At 64.9% G+C, this 21382-nt stretch carries 23 protein-coding genes; 17 read left to right on the top strand and 6 right to left on the bottom strand.

All coding sequences use genetic code 11. The annotated features are described in order from the left end of the window. Positions 1-61: 61 nt before the first annotated feature. Together ACWPW1_RS13920 and ACWPW1_RS13925 are read left to right on the top strand one after the other, a co-directional pair. On the top strand, positions 62-385 hold the full coding sequence (locus ACWPW1_RS13920; protein ID WP_059315302.1) for an ArsR/SmtB family transcription factor: 324 nt from the start codon (positions 62-64) through the stop codon (positions 383-385). Between the two features lie 247 nt (positions 386-632). Continuing rightward, the gene (locus tag ACWPW1_RS13925) at positions 633-1679 is read left to right on the top strand and encodes an SGNH/GDSL hydrolase family protein (protein WP_454253235.1); all 1047 of its coding nucleotides are present in this window, start codon (positions 633-635) and stop codon (positions 1677-1679) included. Positions 1680-1738: 59 nt separating this feature from the next. On the opposite strand, the gene uraH is transcribed toward ACWPW1_RS13925, so the two are convergent. Then, positions 1739-2110, bottom strand: a complete 372-nt coding sequence (gene uraH / locus ACWPW1_RS13930) for a hydroxyisourate hydrolase (protein WP_454253236.1) — start codon at positions 2108-2110, stop codon at positions 1739-1741. A 219-nt stretch (positions 2111-2329) separates the two neighbouring features. Between uraH and puuE the strand changes: the two genes are divergently transcribed. Genes puuE through ACWPW1_RS13950 form a run of 4 tightly spaced genes read left to right on the top strand, consistent with a single transcriptional unit; the run spans position 2330 to position 5276 of the window. Beyond that, entirely contained in the window at positions 2330-3238 is a 909-nt protein-coding gene (gene puuE, locus ACWPW1_RS13935; RefSeq protein WP_454253237.1) for an allantoinase PuuE, read from the top strand. Then, entirely contained in the window at positions 3235-3747 is a 513-nt protein-coding gene (gene uraD, locus ACWPW1_RS13940) for a 2-oxo-4-hydroxy-4-carboxy-5-ureidoimidazoline decarboxylase (RefSeq protein WP_434774458.1), read from the top strand. Before puuE ends, uraD begins: the two co-directional genes overlap by 4 nt. A 24-nt stretch (positions 3748-3771) precedes the next feature. Then, complete coding sequence (gene alc / locus ACWPW1_RS13945; protein ID WP_059315307.1) at positions 3772-4779, top strand: allantoicase; 1008 nt, start codon at positions 3772-3774, stop codon at positions 4777-4779. Next, entirely contained in the window at positions 4776-5276 is a 501-nt protein-coding gene (locus ACWPW1_RS13950; protein ID WP_454253238.1) for an ureidoglycolate lyase, read from the top strand. The genes alc and ACWPW1_RS13950 overlap by 4 nt, the downstream gene beginning before the upstream one ends. Here ACWPW1_RS13950 and rarD read toward each other — a convergent pair. The 3 genes from rarD to ACWPW1_RS13965 form a co-directional block, all read right to left on the bottom strand. Next, positions 5273-6181 carry an EamA family transporter RarD gene (rarD, locus tag ACWPW1_RS13955; protein ID WP_271655240.1) on the bottom strand — a complete coding sequence of 303 codons (909 nt, stop codon included), beginning with the start codon at positions 6179-6181 and terminating at the stop codon, positions 5273-5275. The two genes, ACWPW1_RS13950 and rarD, sit on opposite strands and share 4 nt — an antisense overlap. Continuing rightward, positions 6178-7029: an EamA family transporter gene (locus tag ACWPW1_RS13960; RefSeq protein WP_434774459.1), complete on the bottom strand. Its 852-nt coding sequence runs from the start codon at positions 7027-7029 to the stop codon at positions 6178-6180. The genes rarD and ACWPW1_RS13960 overlap by 4 nt, the downstream gene beginning before the upstream one ends. A gap of 74 nt (positions 7030-7103) precedes the next feature. Further along, positions 7104-7694, bottom strand: coding sequence for a DUF3060 domain-containing protein (locus ACWPW1_RS13965; RefSeq protein WP_059315311.1), 591 nt, complete (start codon positions 7692-7694; stop codon positions 7104-7106). Positions 7695-7866: 172 nt separating this feature from the next. Between ACWPW1_RS13965 and ACWPW1_RS13970 the strand changes: the two genes are divergently transcribed. The 3 genes from ACWPW1_RS13970 to ACWPW1_RS13980 all read left to right on the top strand — a co-directional run bounded on the left by ACWPW1_RS13970 (position 7867) and on the right by ACWPW1_RS13980 (position 11350). Beyond that, on the top strand, positions 7867-8757 hold the full coding sequence (locus tag ACWPW1_RS13970; RefSeq protein WP_059315312.1) for a LysR family transcriptional regulator: 891 nt from the start codon (positions 7867-7869) through the stop codon (positions 8755-8757). A 65-nt stretch (positions 8758-8822) separates the two neighbouring features. Then, positions 8823-9374 (top strand): peptidylprolyl isomerase, encoded by a 552-nt coding sequence (locus ACWPW1_RS13975; protein ID WP_059315313.1) that lies wholly within the window; start codon positions 8823-8825, stop codon positions 9372-9374. A gap of 104 nt (positions 9375-9478) precedes the next feature. Further along, positions 9479-11350, top strand: coding sequence for an ATP-binding cassette domain-containing protein (locus ACWPW1_RS13980; protein WP_434774461.1), 1872 nt, complete (start codon positions 9479-9481; stop codon positions 11348-11350). Here the strand turns inward: ACWPW1_RS13980 and ACWPW1_RS13985 are convergent. Continuing rightward, positions 11305-11922, bottom strand: a complete 618-nt coding sequence (locus ACWPW1_RS13985) for a hypothetical protein (RefSeq protein WP_271655245.1) — start codon at positions 11920-11922, stop codon at positions 11305-11307. The two genes, ACWPW1_RS13980 and ACWPW1_RS13985, sit on opposite strands and share 46 nt — an antisense overlap. Positions 11923-12036: 114 nt before the next feature. Between ACWPW1_RS13985 and ACWPW1_RS13990 the strand changes: the two genes are divergently transcribed. The 3 genes from ACWPW1_RS13990 to ACWPW1_RS14000 all read left to right on the top strand — a co-directional run bounded on the left by ACWPW1_RS13990 (position 12037) and on the right by ACWPW1_RS14000 (position 14305). Beyond that, positions 12037-12294 (top strand): hypothetical protein, encoded by a 258-nt coding sequence (locus ACWPW1_RS13990; protein WP_434774462.1) that lies wholly within the window; start codon positions 12037-12039, stop codon positions 12292-12294. 105 nt (positions 12295-12399) lie between these two features. Next, complete coding sequence (gene queD, locus ACWPW1_RS13995) at positions 12400-12756, top strand: 6-carboxytetrahydropterin synthase QueD (protein ID WP_082696356.1); 357 nt, start codon at positions 12400-12402, stop codon at positions 12754-12756. Positions 12757-12838: 82 nt separating this feature from the next. Beyond that, on the top strand, positions 12839-14305 hold the full coding sequence (locus ACWPW1_RS14000; RefSeq protein WP_059315318.1) for an inorganic phosphate transporter: 1467 nt from the start codon (positions 12839-12841) through the stop codon (positions 14303-14305). 421 nt (positions 14306-14726) lie between these two features. Here ACWPW1_RS14000 and ACWPW1_RS14005 read toward each other — a convergent pair whose 3' ends face one another. Beyond that, complete coding sequence (locus tag ACWPW1_RS14005) at positions 14727-14936, bottom strand: hypothetical protein (protein ID WP_007158876.1); 210 nt, start codon at positions 14934-14936, stop codon at positions 14727-14729. Positions 14937-15360: 424 nt separating this feature from the next. On the opposite strand from ACWPW1_RS14005, the gene ACWPW1_RS14010 reads away from it, so the two are divergent. From ACWPW1_RS14010 to purB, 5 genes are all read left to right on the top strand, one after another. Further along, positions 15361-17592 carry an NADP-dependent isocitrate dehydrogenase gene (locus ACWPW1_RS14010; RefSeq protein ID WP_323147997.1) on the top strand — a complete coding sequence of 744 codons (2232 nt, stop codon included), beginning with the start codon at positions 15361-15363 and terminating at the stop codon, positions 17590-17592. Positions 17593-17702: 110 nt separating this feature from the next. Further along, the gene (locus ACWPW1_RS14015; RefSeq protein WP_454253239.1) at positions 17703-18155 is read left to right on the top strand and encodes an NUDIX hydrolase; all 453 of its coding nucleotides are present in this window, start codon (positions 17703-17705) and stop codon (positions 18153-18155) included. A 1-nt stretch (position 18156) separates the two neighbouring features. After that, complete coding sequence (gene mnmA / locus ACWPW1_RS14020) at positions 18157-19266, top strand: tRNA 2-thiouridine(34) synthase MnmA (protein ID WP_156428961.1); 1110 nt, start codon at positions 18157-18159, stop codon at positions 19264-19266. Next, complete coding sequence (gene hflD / locus ACWPW1_RS14025; RefSeq protein WP_059315321.1) at positions 19263-19883, top strand: high frequency lysogenization protein HflD; 621 nt, start codon at positions 19263-19265, stop codon at positions 19881-19883. Before mnmA ends, hflD begins: the two co-directional genes overlap by 4 nt. An 83-nt stretch (positions 19884-19966) precedes the next feature. Continuing rightward, positions 19967-21337 (top strand): adenylosuccinate lyase, encoded by a 1371-nt coding sequence (gene purB, locus ACWPW1_RS14030; RefSeq protein ID WP_434774463.1) that lies wholly within the window; start codon positions 19967-19969, stop codon positions 21335-21337. Positions 21338-21382: the final 45 nt, after the last annotated feature.

A 21382-nucleotide genomic window follows, 5' to 3' on the forward strand; every position in this document is an offset into this window, starting at 1 on the left:
TCGTTATTTCGATATTAATCGAACATAACATAATCGCCAACCCCCGGTGTATGATTAGCTCATGCGCCCTTTCAAACATCCCAGTCCTGACGAATTCTCCCTTGAGCGCCTGTTCCATGCGCTCAGCGATCCAGTACGCCTGGATATCGTCCGCTATCTCGCGCGGGTAGCCGAAGCCACCTGCGGCGAACTGGACGGTGGCCGCCCCAAGTCCAGCATGTCGCACCACTTCCGCGTCCTGCGCGACGCCGGGTTGGTGCATACCCGCAATGCCGGCACCACGCACATGAACCAGCTACGCCGTGAGGACCTGGATCAGCGCTTTCCCGGCCTGATGGCAGCCATCCTGGCGCAGTCTTCCGATCCGGTCGGCAAGGCCGACTGAAACGGCGCTATCCCTAGTCTTGAGCCTCTTCGCCTATCACGGGCGGATCATGCGCATCCTCCAGGTTGATCCGAGTAGATTGCGCGGTCGCTCGGTCAGCCACCGTGTCCCCTGATGCTGGTCATCGGCTGCTGACTCGCCCCGCCCGACGCCAGGGAACTCTCCCTCCCCTTCCCGGCTCTTCCGGGTATGAAGGTTGCACAAGACGGTGGCAGCACAGCCGCTGGATGCTGTCGGGAGGTGGGTAATGGGCAGGCATTGGGGATTGGCGACCGCGCTCGCAGGGGTCGCCGCACTGTTCGCACTCGTACCCAGCCCTGAGCCCGTGGCCGAAGCCCGGGGCATCCAGCGCGTCATCGCCTTTGGCGACAGCCTCATGGACTGCGGCACCTTCGGCCACATCTATGCCACCAACCCCGGCCGCACCTATCCCCAGGAAATCGCCGATGCCTATGGCATCGACCTGAGCCCCAATCGCCAGGTGGAAGGTTACGGCCATGAAGGCCCGACCTATCCCGATGGGCTCTGCTACGCCGAAGGCGGCGCCGTGACCGGCAGCTTCACCGAGCCAGGCTTCGACCATAATGAAGCGCCACTGGCCTTCTCCCAGCAGATCCGCAACTTCGAGCTGCAACACGGCCGCTTCGGCCAGCAGGATCTGGTCCTGGTGCAGATTGGCGGCAACGACATCATCGGCCCCTTCTATGACAAGAGACTCAAGGCCGCGCTGATGGCCGATGCCCCCTTACCCCAGGACGTGCGCGAGCAGATCGAGGGCCGGATCCGCCATACCGCGCTGAACGAGGTCAAGCTGCTGCGCTATCTGCTGAGTCTGGGTGCCCAGCGCCTGGTGGTACTCAACAACACCGACTATGGCAAGGCGCCCTATCTCGAACCCTGGACGCCCGCCCTGGCCGAGCGCAATCACGAGCTGGTGCGACTCTACAACGAGACCCTGCAGGCCAATCTGCCAGCCGGTGATCGGCTACTGCTGGTGGACGCCTATCGGGTGATGGAAGAAGTCTTCGCCCACTACGGCAACTATGGCTTCACCCATGCCGAAGGCGATGCCTGCCTGCCCGGCCGTGAATTCTGCGACCCGGACAGCTACGTCGAGCCCGGCGCCGACCAGGCCTATATCTTTGGCGCTCGCGGTCATTTCGCCAGCCGCACCCATAGCATGCTGGCCCAGGTGGTACTGGAACGCATCGCCCAGACCTGGCCCGACAGCGCCGTGCCGGACAAGCCACTGCTGGCCAACTTGCATCAGCCGAACGCTCCGACCGTCCACTAGCGCAGCGCCCTGTCCTGGTGCCGGCGCTCGCCGATTCGCACCGTGGCAGAGCAGGAAAACTAGCTGCCGCGATAGGTCGAGTAACCGTAGGGCGAGACCAGCAGAGGCACATGGTAGTGCGAGGTCGCATCGGCGATGCCAAAACGCAGCACCACCGTATCGAGAAAGGCGGGCTCATCGAGCAGCACGCCCCGTTGCCGGTAGTAGTCGCCCACGTCGAATTCCAGCTCATAGCACCCGGCCGTGAAGGCCGCCCCCTGCAATAGCGGCCCGTCGCCACGGCCATCGGCATTAGTGCGCAGCTCGCCCAGGACCTCCCGCCCACCGACCTGCAACCGGTACAGGCGTATGGCGATACCGGCGCCAGGACAGCCGCCGGTAGTGTCCAGGACATGGGTCGTCAGGTATCCATTAGCGGACGAAGCGGGCATCGGTGGACTCCTGCAAGGGGGATGTTCCAGCCTAGCAGTTTTCCGCCCATCGATTGTATACAGCGCTGGCACCAGAACTTTGCCAGCGGTATCGCGGCTTTCCAGGGCGTCCGGAGTCTTCAGACCGGTCAGACCAGTTAGGCAGGATTCTTGCTGGGACTCGGCAAAGGCCTCCAAACATTGTATACAAAACATCTCGACTGCCAGGATGCCCCTTCCATGACCTATCCCCGTGATCTGATCGGCTATGGCGCTCAGCCGCCCCACCCCCGCTGGCCAGGTGATGCCCGCATCGCCCTGTCCTTCGTGCTGAACTACGAAGAAGGCGGCGAACGCAACATCCTGCACGGCGACAAGGAATCCGAGGCCTTCCTGTCCGAGATGGTCGCCGCCCAGCCCCTGCCAGGGGTGCGCAACATGTCGATGGAGTCCCTCTACGAATACGGCAGTCGCGCGGGCGTCTGGCGCATCCTGGAGCTGTTCGCCAAGCATCAGGTACCGCTGACCGTCTTTGCCGTGGCCATGGCCGCCGAGCGCCATCCCGAGGTTATCCGCGCCATGGTGCAGTCCGGCCACGAGATCTGCAGCCACGGCTACCGCTGGATCGACTACCAGTACATGGACGAAGCCGAGGAGCGCGCCCATCTGCAACGCGCCATCGAGATCCTTACCAAGCTCACCGGCGAGCGTCCGCTGGGCTGGTACACCGGGCGCACCGGGCCCAACACCCGACGCCTGGTGATGGAGGAAGGCGGCTTTCTCTATGACAGCGACACCTACGACGACGACCTGCCCTACTGGGAACCCACGGCCCCGGCCGGCAAGCCACACCTGGTGATCCCCTACACCCTGGACACCAACGACATGAGATTCACCCAGGTCCAGGGCTTCCACACCGCCGAGCAATTCTTCCAGTACCTCAAGGACGCCTTCGACATCCTTTATGAAGAAGGCGCCACCGCGCCCAAGATGCTTTCCATCGGCCTGCACTGCCGGCTGATCGGCCGCCCTGGCCGCCTGGTGGGCCTGAAGCGCTTCCTGGAGTACGCCCAGAGCCACGAGCGGGTCTGGTTCGCCCGCCGCGTGGACATCGCCCGTCACTGGCACAGGGAGCATCCGCCGGCATGAGCGCCTTCCAGACCGTCACGCCCAGCCAGTTGGATCGTGCTGCCTTCGTGGCGGCCTTCGGCGGCGTCTACGAGCACTCCGCCTGGGTCGCCGAGCGTGCCTTCGATGAGGGCACGCCGCTGCCGGACACCATCGAGGCCCTGCACCAGCGCCTCGCCGCGCAGGTCGCCCAGGCCAGCCAGGCCGAGCAACTGGCGCTGATCCAGGCACACCCTGACCTCGCCGGCCGTGCCGCCCTGGCCGGGGAGCTGACCGCGGCCAGCAGCGGCGAACAGGCCGGCGCTGGCCTGGACCAGTGCAGCCCCGACGAGCTGACGCGCTTCACCCGCTACAACGAGGCCTACCGCGCCAAGTTCAGCTTCCCCTTCATCATGGCGGTGAAGGGCAGCAACCGGCACCTGATCCTGGCGGCCTTCGAAGAACGCCTGCCCAACACCCCGGAGCAGGAATTCCAGCGCGCCCTGGCCGAGATCGACCGCATCGCCCTCTTCCGCTTGCAGACCCTCTGACCCCTTCCGCACAAGAGTCCGCCCATGAAACGCACCTACGCCGCGCCCTTCGAGAAGTACCTCAACCTCGCCGATGCTCGCCTCGGCACCCAGGTCATCAGCGTCACCGATGACTGGTTCGCTGCCGCCGATCGCATGCTCCAGCCCCACGAGCCGGAGTGGAAGGAAGGCGTCTACGACGACAACGGCAAGTGGATGGATGGCTGGGAATCACGGCGCAAGCGTTTCGAAGGCTACGACCACGCGGTGATCCGGTTGGGCGTGCCCGGTTCGATCAAGGGCGTCGACATCGATACCCGCTGGTTCACCGGCAACTATCCGCCCTCCGCCTCCCTGGAAGCCTGCTTCTGTGCCGAGGGCGACCCGGCCGCCGACGCCGCCTGGACCGAGGTGCTGCCGGCCGTGGAACTGCAGGGCAACAGCCATCACTATCACGTCATCGGTGACGACCGCCCTTGGACCCACCTGCGGCTGAACATCTATCCAGACGGTGGCGTCGCCCGCCTGCGGGTCTACGGCATTCCCCATCGCGACTGGTCGGCCCAGGCCGAAGACGAGGTGCTGGACCTGGCCGCCGCCCTCAATGGCGGTCGCGCCCTGGCCTGCAACGACGAACACTATGGCCGCATGAGCAACATCCTGAATCCGGGCCGCGCCGACAGCATGGCCGATGGCTGGGAAACCGCCCGCCGCCGCACCCCCGGCAACGACTGGGTGATCATCGCCCTGGGCCATGCCGGCATCGTCGAAGAGATCCTGGTGGATACCCTGCACTTCAAGGGCAACTACCCGGACAGCTGCCAGATCCAGGGCGCCTACGTACGCGGCGGCACCGATGGCCAGATCGAAACCCAGAGCCTCTACTGGAAGGAACTGCTACCACCGCAGAAGCTGCAGATGCACCAGGAGCACAGCTTCCGTGAGCAGATCCGTGACCTTGGCCCCATCACCCACGTGCGGTTGAACATCTTCCCGGATGGCGGCGTCAGCCGACTGCGGCTGTTCGGCAAGGTGGCGCGGGGCCAGGCATGAACCGGCAACTGCGCATCGAGCCCTTGACCGCCGAGGGCTTCGCGCCCTTCGGCGAGGTCATCGAGACGGCAGGCCGGGACTGGTTTCCCATCAACAATGGCTCGACCCAGAGATACCACGCCCTGGCGCGGGTCGAGACAGGACCAGCGGACGGTGCGGCGATCATCAGCATCTTTCGCGCCCGGCGGCTGGACTATCCGCTGAACATCGCCATGCTCGAACGCCATCCCCACGGCAGCCAGGCCTTCGTCCCGCTACGCGGCGAACCCTTTCTGGTGGTGGTGGCGCCGCCGGCGGCAGCCCCGGATGCCGGCGCCATCCGCGTCTTTCGCACCGATGGCCGCCAGGGCATCAACTACCACGCCGGGGTCTGGCACCACCCGGTGCTGGCCCTGCGCGACGAGGACGAATTCCTTATCGTCGATCGCGCCGGCACCCTGCCCAACTGCGACGAGTTCTTCTTCGCCGCAGGTGAATGCCCGACCCTAGCGCTCTAGGGCGCAGCCGGTGCGCGTCTGAGTTGCTTGCGCAGCAGGCGTGCACTGTCCAGGCAGACCCAGGCCACCGCCAGCCAGATGGGACCATAGGTCCAGATGGCGCCCTCCGGCAGCTGCTCACCGAGCACATAGAGGGCGACGAAGACCAGCAGCGCCGGCTCCACGTAACTGAGGATACCGAACAGACTCAGTGGCAGCATGCGGCTGGAGGCCAGCATGGCGGCGAAGGCGATGGCGCTGAGCAGACCCAGCCCCGGCAGCAGTGCCCACAGCCAGGGTGTCTGCTGCAGGATCAGGCTGGGCGAAAACCAGTGCAGCGCGAGCAGCGCGAAAGGCAGCAGGCAGCACATCTCCAGGACGAAGCCGGACAGCGCATCCACCGCCATCCAGCGGCGCAGGACGAAATACGGCGGATAGCCCACCACCGGCAGCAGGCTGACCCAGGACAGCGCGCCGGTCACCCAGACCTCGTTGATCACCCCCAGCAGCGCACAGCCCACCGCCAGGCGCTGCAGCGGTCTCAGGCGCTCGCCGTAGACCACCCGCCCGGTCAGCACGATGGCCAGGGGCAGCAGGAAATAGCCCAGCGACATGGCCATGGCTTCGCCGTTCATGGTCGCCCAGACGAACACCCACCACTGGATGCCCATCAACAGCGCCGCCGCCGGGATGGCAAGGCACAGCCGGGGCTCGCGCACCAGCCGCTTGAGCGTGGCCAGCAAGGCCTTGCCCTCACGCAGGACCACCACCAGCAGGAGCACCATCGGCAGCGACCAGACCACCCGCAGGGCCACCACCTGCAGGCCGTCCAGCGGCGCCAGCCAGACGAAGTACACCGGCATCAGTGCGAACAGCACCGAAGACAGCACCGAGAGGCCCAGCCCCTTGCCCGAGAGCACATTCATGACTGACGCCCCTGACGGTTGATGAACAGCGAGAGCAGGATGATGCCGCCGCCCAGCAACAGCCTAGGCAGATCGGCCGGATGCTGCCAGATCAGCAGGCTGACCAGCAGACCCGCCGGCACATGCGCCTCGTTCATGATCGCCAGGGTGCCGCCATTGACCCGGAGCGAGCCCAGCGTCCACCAGTAGAGGCCAAGTGCCGTGGCGAACACGCCCATCCAGACCAGCACGCCCCATTGCAGACCGGTGCTGGGCAGGCGCGCCGGATTGCCGAACAGCAGAAAGGACAGCACCGCGACCAGCAAGGCACCGAGAAAGAACAGGCCGAAGTAGCGATGCAAGGCGCCCTGCCCGGCATAGGCGTGCCCCAGGTGCTTGCACAGCACCTGGCCGGCGGCGAAGGTCAGGTTGGCCACCTGCAACAGCAGGAAGCCCAGCAGATAGTCGCCAGCCAACGGCTGGAAGCGAATCAGGGCAGCGCCCCCGACCGCCACCACGGCGGCCAGCAGCGACCAGGGGCGCAAGCGGCGTTGCCAGGCATCGTCCAGCAGGGTCACATAGATGGGCGTGAGCACCGTGAACAGCAAGACCTCCGGGACCGTCAGGACGGCGAAGCTGCGATACAGGCACAGATAGGTAATGCCGAACTGCAGGGCACCGGCAGCCATCAGCCCCAGGGCGAAGCGTCCAGGGACCCCGCGCCAGCGGGTGAAGGGCAGGAACAGCACGAAGGCGATGGCAACACGGGCCAGCACGGCGAAGTCGCTGTCGACCCGACCGGCGAGATACTCGCCGATCAGGCTGAAGGAAAACGCCCAGATGAGGGTGACGAGCAGGAGATAAGGCATGGCGACGACGCACGAAAAAGGTGCGCGACCTTAACGTGCCCGCCGCCGGAGGGAAACCCCTCGCTGGCAACCGCTCAACGCGTGGCGTTCAGGCCCGAGGGATCGCCGCCGGAAAGGCCTGCGACCGACTGGTTGGCTTGCAGCACATTGTCGGCACCGGAGACCAGGGTCTTGGGCTCACCCACGCCCGCGGCCCGGGACCAGTACACCTGCTGGTTGGAACCACCCACGGCGATGTCGGCCTGGCTGAGCAGGGTCAGGCGCGCCTTGGCGCCGTAGCCATAGGCATCGACCTTGGCCAGGCCGTCGCTGCCGCGCACATTGGCCTGCACCTGCTGGTAGCCACCGCCAATGCTCAGGCTGGCCACCGCGCCCTTGACCGTGGTGACGCTGCCCAGCCCGTGGATGGCCAGGGCCTGGGCGCTGTCGAGCACCAGCCGATGATGACTGCCGTAGACGGTCACCGTGCCGCACTGGCCTTTCAACGTCAGGGTATTGCCTTCGCCGGACAGAGACACGTCCCGGCCTTCGCAGTCGAGGGTGCGACTGATGTTCATGCCATCGATATCGAGGGGCGCACTGGCCGTGGATACCGGCTCCTCGGCATGGACCAGCAGCGGAGCGACGAGCAGACAGCAACCCAGCAACGCCTTGAATGACGACATGGAGACTCCTTGTCTTGCCTAGAGTGGGAAACTCATCGGCAAGCTTGGAGCGTGACGCCGGCAGGACATTTGCTCCTGCGTCTCGCTTTTTTTCATCCCGTGATGGACACCGCGTTTTCCCATTGCCCCCTCAGGCACTACCATGCGCCCTTTCGTGGCTCCAGAGCGCTCGATGAAGACTCCTCGCGTTTCCCTCGATCAGTGGCGGACCCTGCAGGCGGTGGTGGACCACGGCGGCTATGCCCAGGCCGCCGAGGTGCTGCACCGCTCCCAGTCGTCGATCAGCTATACCGTCGCCCGCATGCAGGAGCAGCTCGGCGTGCCGCTGCTGCGCCTGGAGGGCCGTCGCGCCGTGTTGACCGACGCCGGCGCCGTGCTCTTGCGTCGTTCGCGCCGGTTGGTGCAGCAGGCCAGCCAGCTGGAAGAGCTGGCCTACCACATGGAGCAGGGATGGGAGTCCGAGGTGCGCCTGGTGGTGGACGCCGCCTATCCGACTCGCTCGCTGTTGCTGTGCCTGCGCGAATTCATGCCGCAGAGTCGCGGCTGCCGGGTGCGTCTGCGCGAAGAGGTCCTGTCCGGGGTGGAAGAAGCCCTGCTCGATGGCTCGGCGGACCTGGCGATCACCGGCCTGGTGATCGCGGCCCACCTGGGCGCCTCCCTGGGCAATGTCGAGTTCGTCGCGGTCGCCCATCCCGAGCATCCGCTTCATCAATTGCAGCGCACCCTGGTGACCGCTGATCTGGAAGAGCAGCTGCAGATCGTCATTCGTGACAGCGGTCGCGCCCAGCCGCGCGATGCCGGCTGGCTAGCCGCCGAGCAGCGCTGGACGGTAGGCAGCATCAGCACCGCGGCCACCTTCCTGCGTGACGGCCTGGGCTTCGCCTGGCTGCCACGGGATGCCATCCAGACCGACCTCGACGCCGGGCTGCTCAAGCCGCTGCCGCTGGAACAGGGCGCGCACCGCTTCCATCCCTTCCAGCTCTACAAGACCCGCCAGCACGAGCTGGGTCCGGCCTCGCAGATCCTCATGAACCTCCTGCGCAAGCACGCCCTGCCACGCTGACCGTGGCGGGGGGCCAGCCGGGTTGCTATCGTTCGCCAGTCGTCTCCGCCACTCAAGGATCCATCATGTTCAAAGCCCTGCTTGCCGCCTGCGCCCTGTTCGTCGCCTCCACCGCCTGGGCCGCGGACAATCCGCACGTGCTCATCAGCACCAACAAGGGTGACATCGAGGTCGAGCTGGATGCGGCCAAGGCACCGGTCAGTACCGAGAACTTCCTCGCCTATGTCGACAGCGGCTTCTACAAGGGCACCCTGTTTCACCGCGTGATCCCCGGCTTCATGATCCAGGGCGGCGGTTACACCCGCGACATGCAGGAAAAGCGCACCAAGGCACCGATCAAGAACGAAGCCGACAATGGCCTGAAGAACCTGCGCGGCACCCTGGCCATGGCACGTACTTCGGACGTCAACTCCGCCACCAGTCAGTTCTTCATCAACGTCGAGAACAATGCCTTCCTCGACCACGGCTCGCGAGACTTCGGCTACGCGGTATTCGGCAAGGTCGTGCGTGGCATGGAAGTCGTCGACCAGATCGCCGGGGTCCAGACCACCCGCCAGGGCATGCTGCGCGACATTCCTCGTGAACCGGTCATGATTCTCGCTGCCAAACGGCTGTAAGCCGAACCGTCCGACTGGATGATCTGTGCCGATCATCCAGTCCCAACGGCGAGGTCCCCCTTTCGGCGACGCGACACGCTGTCTCCCCTCTACAAGGACCCCGCATGATCTTTCGCCGCTTCGAACGCATCATCGATGCGTTTCGGGATGCTCCCGATGAAATGCCGCCCGCTCGGGTCGGTGCCTTCTACCTGCATTTCCTTAAGCAAGCCTGGCCCGCCTTCGCCCTGCTGCTGGTGGTCGGCCTGATCGGCGCCCTGGTCGAGGTCGCCCTCTTCAACTTCATCGGCCAGATCGTCGACCTGGCGGGCAGCGCGCCCAACAGCACCGTGTTCTTCCAGGAGCATGGCGGCACCCTGATTTGGATGGCCGTGGTCACCCTGGTCATCCGCCCGCTGTTCATCAGCCTGCACGACCTGCTGGTGCACCAGACCATCACCCCCAGCCTCACCACCCTGATCCGCTGGCAGAACCATCGCTATGTGCTCAAGCAAAGCCTGGGCTTCTTCCACAGCGACTTCGCCGGACGCATCTCCAACCGCATCATGCAGACCGGCGTCTCCCTGCGCGATTCGGCGGTGCAGGCGGTGGACGCCATCTGGCACGTGCTGATCTTCGCCGTCACCTCGCTGATCCTGTTCGCCCAGGCCGATGTCTGGCTGATGGTGCCCCTGGTCCTGTGGATCATCGGCTACGTCATCGCCCTCTGGTATTTCGTGCCCCAGACCAAGGAGCGCTCGGCCATCGCCTCGGAATCCCGCTCGCAGCTTTCCGGGCGCATCGTCGACGGCTACACCAACATCTCCACCCTCAAGCTCTTTTCCCATTCGGCCCAGGAGGAGCAATACGCCCGCCAGGCCATGGAAGAGCAGACCGAGAAAGCCGAGAGCGCCGCCCGCCTGATCACCGCCATGGGCGTGACAATCGCCATCCTCAGCGGCTTCCTCATCGCTGGCACCACGGGCCTGGCCCTCTGGCTCTGGCACCAGGGCGTCATCAGCGTCGGCGCCATCGCCCTGGCCACCGGTCTGGTGATCCGCATCAACAGCATGTCCGGCTGGATCATGTGGGTGGTCAACGGCATCTTCGAGAACATCGGCATGGTGCAGGACGGCATGAGCACCATCGCCAAGCCGCGCCAGGTCGGCGACGCCCCGGACGCCAAGCCGCTGCAGGTGACCCGTGGCGCGGTGCTGTTCGAGGACATCGCCTTCCACTACGGCAAGGGGGCGGGCATCATCGAAGGCCTGACCCTGGACGTGGCTCCCGGCGAGAAGATCGGTCTGGTCGGCCCCTCCGGGGCGGGCAAGTCGACGCTGATCAACATCCTGCTACGGCTCTATGACCTGGAAGGCGGTCGTATCCTGGTCGATGGCCAGGACGTCGCCCATGTCACCCAGGAAAGCCTGAGATGCCAGATCGGCGTGGTCACCCAGGATACCTCGCTGCTGCATCGCTCGATCCGCGAGAATCTGCTCTACGGTCGCCCCGAGGCCACCGATGAGGAACTGCACGCCGCGCTGCGCAAGGCCAAGGCCGATGACTTCATCGCGCGCATCACCGATGCCCATGGCCGCACCGGGCTGGATGCCCAGGTGGGTGAACGCGGGGTCAAGCTCTCCGGCGGTCAACGCCAGCGCATCGCCATCGCCCGCACCCTGCTCAAGGACGCACCCATCCTGCTGCTGGACGAAGCTACCTCCGCCCTCGACTCCGAGGTGGAGGCCGCGATCCAGGAGAGCCTGGAAACCCTGATGGAAGGCAAGACGGTGATCGCCATCGCCCACCGGCTGTCGACCATCTCGCGTATGGACCGCCTGGTGGTCATGGAACGCGGCCAGATCGTCGAGATGGGTTCCCATGACGAGCTGATCGCCTACAACGGTCTCTATGCCCGCCTATGGCGCCATCAGACCGGTGGCTTCGTCGGTCACGGCGTACCGGGCAGGCAGCGGGTGCGCAGCAGCTCAAGCTGATGCTCCTGGTCCAGGCCGGGATAGAAGCCCTGGATCTTCTGGAAGCCACCCAGCCAGCTGCGCCGCTCCACCACGCACTCGAACACCGGGCAGGCCGCCTGCCCGGCCTGGCCGCAGTCACGGTAGTAGGTCAGCTGCTGGCTCTTCTGTGCCGTACCCTTGAAAGTACCCGGACGATCCTGCAGCAGATAGAAGTCGATTTCCGCGGCGCTGCGATGATTCTCCCACTGGAACGCCAGAGTACTAGGATAGAAAAGCACCAGCAGGGAGGCCAGCAGCACCCAGAGAATGGCCGCGGTCAGCGGCAAGGGCAATCGCGAGCGAAAGCGGCGTCCGCCGCGAATGATCAGCGCGGTGACCACCGTGACCAGGGCCAGGGCGATGCACAGCGACGGCAAGCCCGTGATGACCTGGCCGGCCACACCGATATCCAGGCCGCTGGGCGATGGCACCGTCCGATAGCCGATCTCCAGCCGCTCCCAGCCCACCCGATTACCGATCAGACCGGCAAGACCGAAGGCGACGGCCAGGCCCACCAGGGCCCAGAAGGTACGAGGATTGGTACTGCGCATGGGCAATCGTCCAGACAAAGACCGGGAGACTGCCTAAGCCCGCCGGCGAAGGCAAATCAGAATTTTGCCCTGCTCCTGTGCTCTATTGAAGGCATCCGCCTGAGGAACCCGTCCATGTCCATCGATCTTGACCGCGCTACCCACATCGTTGAAAAAGCCTTTTTACCGCTGCGCGGCGACGTCCGCGAAGATCCCAGCGACGCCAGCTTTGCCCTGAACGTGACCGACGGCAGCCAGGTACTGGCCTCGATCGCCCACGTCGCGCGCAGTCAATACAGCCATGCCGGACACCTCGCGGCGCTGATCGAACAGACTCGCCTGGAACTGGCACGCGACGGCCACGCCCTCGAACCCTGGTCGATGCCGGGCTAGCAGCCGATCACCGCCGGTGACCGCGAGGTTCGGCAAGGCCGTGTCGAGCTGATAGACTGCCGCCCCGCAGCCGCCACACACCGTGGCCCAACGCGAGTGGTTATCGTGGAAATTTTCAAAGAATTCGTTTTCGAAGCCGCACACTTCCTGCCCAACGTTCCGCCGGGCCACAAGTGCGGGCGTCTCCATGGGCATTCCTTCAAGGTAGGCCTGCATATCGAGGGCGCCGTCGACCCTCATACCGGCTGGGTACGGGATTTCGCCGATATAAAGGCCGCCTTCAAACCCCTGTACGAGCGTCTCGACCACCATTATCTGAATGACATCCCGGGCCTTGAGAACCCGACCAGCGAAGTCCTCGCGCGCTGGATCTGGCAACAGCTCAAGCCGCTCCTGCCCGAGCTCAGCCAGGTTCGCGTCCATGAGACCTGTACCTGTGGCTGCATCTACCGCGGCGACTAATTCGCCTCTCCCATTCAAGGCGGCGATGGTGGCAGTCATTTTTCTGCCATAATTCGCGCCTGCCAACTGTCGACGTATCCCCATGTTCGAACTTTTCAGCGGACTCCACGCCTGGGTCGCCATCAGCCTCGTCTTGGCCCTGGCCTTTGTGCTGGCCTTTGAATTCATCAATGGCTTCCACGACACCGCCAATGCCGTCGCCACGGTGATCTACACCAAGGCGATGCCACCGCACCTCGCAGTGCTCTTCTCTGGCATCTTCAACTTCCTCGGCGTGCTGCTCGGCGGCGTTGGCGTTGCCTATGCCATCGTCCACCTCTTGCCGGTGGAACTGCTGATCAACGTCAACACCGGCCACGGGCTGGCCATGGTGTTCTCCCTGCTCGCCGCGGCCATCACCTGGAACCTGGGCACCTGGTACTTCGGCATCCCCGCCTCCAGTTCCCATACGCTGATCGGTTCCATCCTCGGCGTCGGCGTGACCAACGCCCTGCTGACCGGCATTCCGATGAGCGAAGGCGTCAATTGGCAGAAGGCGATCGACATCGGCCTGTCGCTGATCTTCTCGCCGCTGGCCGGCTTCGCCGTCGCCGGCCTGCTGCTGCTCGCCCTCAAGCGCTGGCGGCCGCTGTCCAAGATGCACAAGACCCCCGAGCAGCGCCGTGAGGTGGACGCCAAGAAGCATCCGCCCTTCTGGAATCGTCTGATGCTGGTTCTCTCGGCCATGGGCATGAGCTTCGTGCATGGCTCCAACGACGGCCAGAAAGGCATTGGCCTGATCATGCTGGTGCTGATCGGCATCGTCCCGGCCAAGTTCGTCCTGGACCTGGACAGCACGACCTACCAGATCGAGCGCACCCGCGACGCCGCCATCCACCTGGGCCAGTTCTACGAGCGCCAGGGCGACAACCTGAAGGACTTCCTCGCCGAAGTGCCCGGCAATCGCGACCTGCCCCAGGAATTCCGTTGCGCCCCGCACATGACCCTGCCCACCCTGCAGGCCCTGCTGGCCGACCTGGAAGGCATCACCGACTACCGCGCCATGAGTGACGATCATCGCCAGCAGGTGCGTCGCTACCTGCTGTGCCTGGACGACACCGCCAAGAAAGTCAGCAAGCTGCCGGTACTGACCGCGCGCGACCGTGACGATCTCAGCCGGCTGCGCAAGGACCTCACCAGCACCACCGAATACGCGCCCTTCTGGGTCATCATCGCCGTCGCCCTGGCCCTGGGCATCGGCACCATGGTCGGCTGGCGTCGCGTGGTACTCACCGTGGGCGAGAAGATCGGCCGCCAGGGCATGACCTATGCGCAGGGCGTCAGCGCCCAGGTGACGGCCGTGGCCGCCATCGGCATGGCCAACGTCTTCGCCCTGCCCGTCTCCACGACCCACGTGCTGTCTTCGGGCGTAGCGGGCACCATGGTCGCCAACCGCAGCGGCCTGCAAGGCAGTACGGTGCGCAACATCCTCATGGCCTGGGTACTCACCCTGCCCGCCTCCATGGCCCTTTCCGCCGGCCTGTTCTGGCTGGCACACCTGTTCCTGTAATCCCTGCCACCCGGGCGATGCTCAGACGTCGCCCGGGCAGGCCCCTCGTCGGGAAAGCCTGAACAGGATAGCTATTGACGTGTCTAGTGAAATGTGTCCAGCAGCGACACTTTTTCCGAGACAGCCGTACGGTGAACGTCAATGACTCCTGCGACCTATATCCTTCTTCTTGTACTTGGCTGGCTGGCCCTGTCGCTAGCCATACTCTGGGCAATGCTGCGTCTGGCGCGCCGCGCTCGCCCTTTGGCGACGCCTTCGACCAGATTGCTACCCAGGGCGACGCCGACCTCCCCCGTGAGCACGCGCAAACACCTGGCGTGCTGATTGGCCGGACGTGACGAGGCCACCTCGACACTCAGGGAGCGCGCGGAAGAAAAGAGAGGATTCTTATCGTTATTTGAAGGGACGTGATTCGAGCGAATCAGGTGAGCAGGGTATTTTCCTGAGCGCTGCGGCTCATCTGCTCGAGGATCTGGTCTTGCTGCTGCGGGGTCAGGGTGTCCCAGCAGTGGTGCTTGATGAACAGCCCGGCGCCAAAGGCGACGTACAACGACAGGGCGACGATGACGAGCGTTTCCAGCCCGACGATAGCCCAGGACCGACTTTTGGACGCATTGTCCTTGGTTTTCATAACGACCTCGTGAAATTTAGAGGGGCAATAGTTTAGTCCCTTAAGCAAGTCCCGTGCAGGGCCAGTCGTCGATTGGTCAACTCCATTGACCTGACTTCGGTACCCAGGGGCTTCTCATCTAGAGGCCTACCCGGGTCGCCAGCACCTCGCCATCGCCAACCTGCGGCGGCACGAATGCACGCCTGTCGCCGCGCTGGTATACTTCCGCGACTGACGGGTCGCTGCGGACCCTGCCGGTTCCGCTGGCTGTATCGGCCGATCCCGCAATTTCCGCAGCGACGCTTTGTCGCATCGCACGTCCATCGCCGCCGCGCCTGTCGCGCGGCCCGATAACGCCTTCTTGGGGCGTCTATCGACTCAAGGGTCGATCCTCGCTCGCCCGGCTTCGCGCCACAGCTGTGATAAAGAGGAGTTAAAGCAAGACATGTCCACCACGTCGAAGATCATCTACACCCTGACCGACGAAGCGCCCGCCCTGGCGACCTATTCGCTGCTCCCCATCGTCGAGGCCATCACCGCCTCCTCCGGCGTCGCCCTCGAAACCCGTGACATCTCCCTTGCCGGCCGCATCATCGCCCTCTTCCCCGAGTACCTGAAGGAAGAGCAGCGTATCTCCGACCACCTCGCCGAACTCGGCGAACTGGCCACCACTCCCGAAGCCAACATCATCAAGCTGCCCAACATCAGCGCCTCGGTTCCGCAGCTCAAGGCCGCGATCAAGGAACTGCAGGGCCAAGGTTATGCCCTGCCGGACTATCCGGACGAGCCCAAGGACGACAAGGAAAAGGACGTCAAGGCGCGCTACGACAAGGTCAAGGGCAGCGCCGTGAACCCGGTCCTGCGCGAAGGCAACTCCGACCGCCGCGCACCGTTGTCGGTCAAGAACTACGCCCGCAAGCATCCCCATCGCATGGGTGCCTGGAGCGCCGACTCCAAGTCCCACGTCGCCCACATGGACGCCCATGACTTCTATGGCAGCGAGCGCTCGGCCACCGTCGAGAACGCCGGCAGCCTGAAGATCGAACTGATCGGCAAGGACGGCAGCAGCAAGGTCCTGAAAGAGAAGACCGCGGTCAAGGCCGGCGAGATCGTCGATGCCTCAACCATGAGCCGCAAGGCCCTGCAGAGCTTCATCGCCGCCCAGATCGAAGACGCCAAGGCCAAGGGCGTGCTGTTCTCGGTGCACCTGAAGGCCACCATGATGAAGGTCTCCGACCCCATCATGTTCGGCATCATCGTCGGCGAGTTCTACAAGGACGTGCTGGCCAAGCACGAAACCGCCCTGAAGGAAGCCGGCTTCGACCGCAACAACGGCATCGGCGACCTCTATGCCCGCCTGTCCAGCCTGCCGGAAGCCACCCAGGCCGCCATCAAGGCCGACTTCGACGCCCAGTACGCCGAGCGCCCGGCGCTGGCCATGGTCAATTCCGACAAGGGCATCACCAACCTGCATGTGCCGAGCGACGTCATCGTCGACGCCTCCATGCCGGCCATGATCCGTGACTCCGGCAAGATGTGGAACGCCGAAGGCAACCTGCAGGACACCAAGGCCATCATCCCCGACCGCTGCTATGCCGGCGTCTACCAGGTGGTGATCGAGGACTGCAAGAAGAACGGCGCCTTCAATCCCAGCACCATGGGCAGCGTACCCAACGTTGGCCTGATGGCGCAGAAGGCCGAGGAATACGGTTCCCACGACAAGACCTTCCAGATCCCCACCGACGGTACCGTGCGCGTGACCGACGACCAGGGCAAGGTGGTCTTCGAGCACCCGGTCGAGGCCGGTGACATCTGGCGCATGTGCCAGACCAAAGACGCGCCGATCCAGGACTGGGTCAAGCTCGCCGTCAACCGTGCCCGCGCCAGCGGCACCCCAGCGATCTTCTGGCTGGACCAGAACCGCGCCCACGACGCCCAGGTCATCGCCAAGGTCGAGCGCTACCTCAAGGACCACGACACCAACGGCCTGGACATCCGCGTCCTGTCGCCCGAGGAAGCCACTCGCGTGTCCCTGGAGCGCATCCGCAAGGGCGAGGACACCATCTCGGTGACCGGCAACGTCCTGCGCGACTACCTGACCGACCTCTTCCCCATCATGGAACTGGGTACCAGCGCCAAGATGCTGTCCATCGTCCCGCTGATGAACGGCGGCGGCCTGTTCGAAACCGGTGCCGGCGGCTCCGCGCCCAAGCACGTCCAGCAGTTGGTGCAGGAAAACCACCTGCGCTGGGACTCCCTGGGCGAGTTCCTGGCCCTGGCCGAATCCCTGAACCACCTGGGTGAGACCACCGGTAACGCCAAGGCCAAGATCCTGGCCAAGACCCTGGACCAGGCCAACGGCAAGTTCCTCGACAGCAACAAGTCGCCGTCGCGCAAGACGGGTGAACTGGATAACCGCGGCAGCCACTTCTACCTGGCGCTGTACTGGATCCAGGCCCTGGCCGAGCAGGGCGAAGACGCCCAGCTCAAGGCCCAGTTCGAACCGGTGGCCAAGTCGCTGAGCGCTGACGAGGCCAAGGTGGTCGCCGAGCTGAACGGCGTCCAGGGCCAGGCCGTGGACATCGGTGGCTACTACCACCCAGACCAGGCCAAGACCAGCCAGGCGATGCGTCCGAGCGCCACGCTCAATGCCGCCCTGGCCCAGCTCAAGGGCTAAGATCAGCTCCTGCGTTGACAGCGAACCCCGGCCCCGGCCGGGGTTCGCTGCATTTGGGACCGACAAAGCTTAAGGCGTATACTGCGCGATTACCGATAGCGGAGTCCGAGATGGATTGGCACGCCCACGTCACCGTGGCCACCGTAGTGGAAGACGCCGGCCGCTTCCTGCTGGTCGAGGAAGAGAAACAGGGTCGCCTGGTCCTCAACCAGCCGGCCGGGCATCTGGAACCGGGCGAGAGCCTGATCGAGGCGGCACGCCGCGAGACCCTGGAAGAAACCGCCTGGCAGGTGGAGATCCAGGGCGTGATCGGCATCGGCCTCTATGTCGCGCCGGGCAATGGCGTCACCTACTACCGCACCGCCTTTCATGCCCGGCCCTTGGTCCATAAAAGCGAGCGCGCCCTGGACGCCGACATCACCCGCGCGGTCTGGCTGACGCTCGACGAGATCCGCGCCGAGCAGGCTCGGCTACGCAGCCCCCTGGTACTCGATGCCATCGAAAAGTACCTGGATGGACACCGCTATCCCCTGTCGATGATCGTAGATATGAGAGGTTTTTGAAGTGAACGGCACCCGCGTCATCGTCGGCATGTCCGGCGGAGTGGATTCCTCGGTCTCCGCCCTCTTGCTCAAGGAGCAGGGCTATCAGGTCGAGGGCCTGTTCATGAAGAACTGGGACGAGGATGACGGTACCGAGTACTGTACCGCCAAGGAGGACTTGGCCGACGCCCAGGCGGTCTGCGACCGCATCGGCATCACCCTGCACACGGCCAACTTCGCCGCGGAGTACTGGGACCATGTATTCGAGCACTTCCTCGCTGAATACAAGGCTGGCCGCACGCCCAATCCGGACATCCTCTGCAACCGCGAGATCAAGTTCAAGGCCTTCCTCGACTATGCCCTGGCCCTGGGCGCCGACCTGATCGCCACCGGCCATTATGTGCGCCGTCGCGACGTCGACGGCCAGACCTTGCTCCTCAAGGGCCTGGATGCCAACAAGGACCAGAGCTACTTCCTCCACGCCGTGGGCGGTGAGCAGCTGGCCCGCACCCTCTTCCCGGTGGGCGAACTGGAAAAGCCCGAAGTCCGCGCCATCGCCGAACTGCACGGCCTGGCCACCGCGCGCAAGAAGGACTCCACCGGCATCTGCTTTATCGGCGAACGCCGCTTCAGCGACTTCCTCAAGCAATACCTGCCGGCCCAGCCAGGTGACATCGAGACCACCACCGGCGAGGTCATCGGTCGCCACCACGGCCTGATGTACCACACCATTGGCCAGCGCCAGGGCCTGGGCATTGGCGGCATGAAGGATGCCGGTGACGATCCCTGGTACGTACTGAGCAAGGACCTGACCCGCAACGTCCTGATCGTTGGCCAGGGCAATGCCCACCCCTGGCTGTTCGCCGAGTCCCTGACCGTCAGCGAGATGTTCTGGGTCAACGACCTGGACCTCACCCAGCCGCGCCGTCTCACCGCCAAGGTCCGCTATCGCCAGCAGGATCAGCCCTGCCAGATCGAACGCCAGGGCGCCGGCTACCGGGTGGTCTTCGACGAACCCCAGCGCGCCGTGACCCCGGGTCAATCGGTGGTCTTCTATGATGGCGACGTCTGCCTGGGCGGCGGCGTGATCGAACACTACCAACCCGCCTGCGCCGAGGCGCCCGCCGCATGAACCGTACCCAGGAACAACTCATTGCCCTGGGCGGCGTCTTCCAGGCCGCCCTGCTGGTGGACCAGCTGGCGCGTACCGGGCAAGTCGCGGAAGAACCTCTGGCCTGTCTGCTCGGTAGCCTGCTGGTACGCGATCCGGGCAGCACCCTGGAGGTCTATGGCGGCAGCGTCGCGCCGCTGCGCGAGGGCCTGGGCGCCCTGTCCAGCACCCTGGAGCGCAATCCCAACAGCCTGCAGCGCGAACCCCTGCGCTATGCCCTGGCGATGACCGCCCTGGAGCGCAAGCTGGAGAAGCGTGGCGACCTGCTCGATCTCATCGGTCGCCGCCTCACCCAGATCCAGTCCCAGGTCGAGCACTTCGGCGTGGCCCACGAGAACGTCATCGCCGCCTGCGGCGGCCTCTATGAGGACACCCTGAGCACCTTCAAGCAGCGCATCCAGGTGCACGGCGAAATGCGCTACCTGCAGCAGTCCGCCACCGCCTCGCGGGTGCGCGCCCTGCTGCTGGCCGGCATTCGCTCCGCACGCCTCTGGCGGCAGCTCGGCGGCCACCGCTGGCAGCTGGTGCTCAATCGTCGCAAGCTGCTCGACAACCTCTACCCCTTGCGCAACGTCTGATCCCAGGCCGGCGGCGGTACTACAGCGCCGGCCTTTGCGTGTAGAATTCCGCCCCTTTCTCCCCCGCTACCAAGAGAATGCCCATGCAGCTCTCCTCGCTCACCGCCGTATCGCCCATCGACGGCCGTTACGCCGGCAAGACCGCCGCCCTGCGCCCCATCTTCAGCGAATTTGGCCTGATCCGTTTCCGCGCCCAGGTCGAGGTCCGCTGGCTGCAGCGCCTGGCCGCCCACGCGGGCATTCCCGAGGTCGCACCCTTCTCCGCCGAGGCCAATGCCCTGCTGGACAAGCTGGCCACCGAGTTCAGCGTCGAGCAAGCCCAGCGGGTCAAGGACATCGAGCGCACCACCAACCACGACGTCAAGGCCATCGAGTACCTGCTCAAGGAAGAGGTCGCCGACCTGCCGGAACTGGCTGCGGTGAGTGAATTCATCCACTTCGCCTGCACCTCCGAGGACATCAACAACCTGTCCCATGCGCTGATGCTGCGCGAAGGCCGTGACCAGGTGCTGCTGCCGCTGATGCGCCAGATCGCCGGCGAGATCCGTGCGCTGGCCCATCGCTTCGCCGACGTGCCCATGCTCTCGCGCACCCATGGCCAGCCCGCCTCCCCCACCAGCCTGGGCAAGGAACTGGCCAACGTGGTCTATCGCCTGGAGCGCCAGATCGAGCAGATCGCCGCCGTCCGCCCGCTGGGCAAGATCAACGGCGCCGTGGGCAACTACAACGCCCACCTGTCCGCCTACCCGGACGTCGACTGGGAAGCCAATGCGCGCACCTTCATCGAAGGCGACCTCGGCCTGACTCTGAATCCCTACACCACCCAGATCGAGCCGCACGACTACATCGCCGAGCTGTTCGACGCCATCGCCCGCTTCAACACCATCCTGATCGACTTCGACCGGGACATCTGGGGCTACATCTCCCTCGGCTACTTCAAGCAGAAGACCGTGGCCGGCGAGATCGGCTCCTCGACCATGCCGCACAAGGTCAATCCCATCGACTTCGAGAACTCCGAAGGCAACCTGGGTATCGCCAACGCCATCCTCCAGCACCTGGCCAGCAAGCTGCCGATCTCCCGCTGGCAGCGCGACCTGACCGACTCCACCGTGCTGCGCAACCTGGGCACCGGCCTGGCCCACGGCGTGATCGCCTATGAAGCCACCCTCAAGGGCATCGGCAAGCTGGAACTCAACGCCGCCCGCATCGCCGAAGACCTGGACGCCTGCTGGGAAGTCCTGGCCGAGCCGGTGCAGACCGTGATGCGCCGCTATGGCGTGGCCAACCCCTACGAGAAGCTCAAGGAATTGACCCGCGGCAAGGGCATCAGCGCCAGTGCCCTGCAGGACTTCATCGACGGCCTGGAAATCCCCGAGACTGCCAAGGCCGAGCTGCGCCAACTGACTCCGGCCGGCTATATCGGCAACGCTGCCGAACAGGCCCGTCGGGTCTGAAGATCATCCTTTTTCTACGCCCGGCCTCGCCGGGCGTTTTTCATT

This window comes from Pseudomonas sp. Marseille-Q7302, from assembly GCF_965111925.1.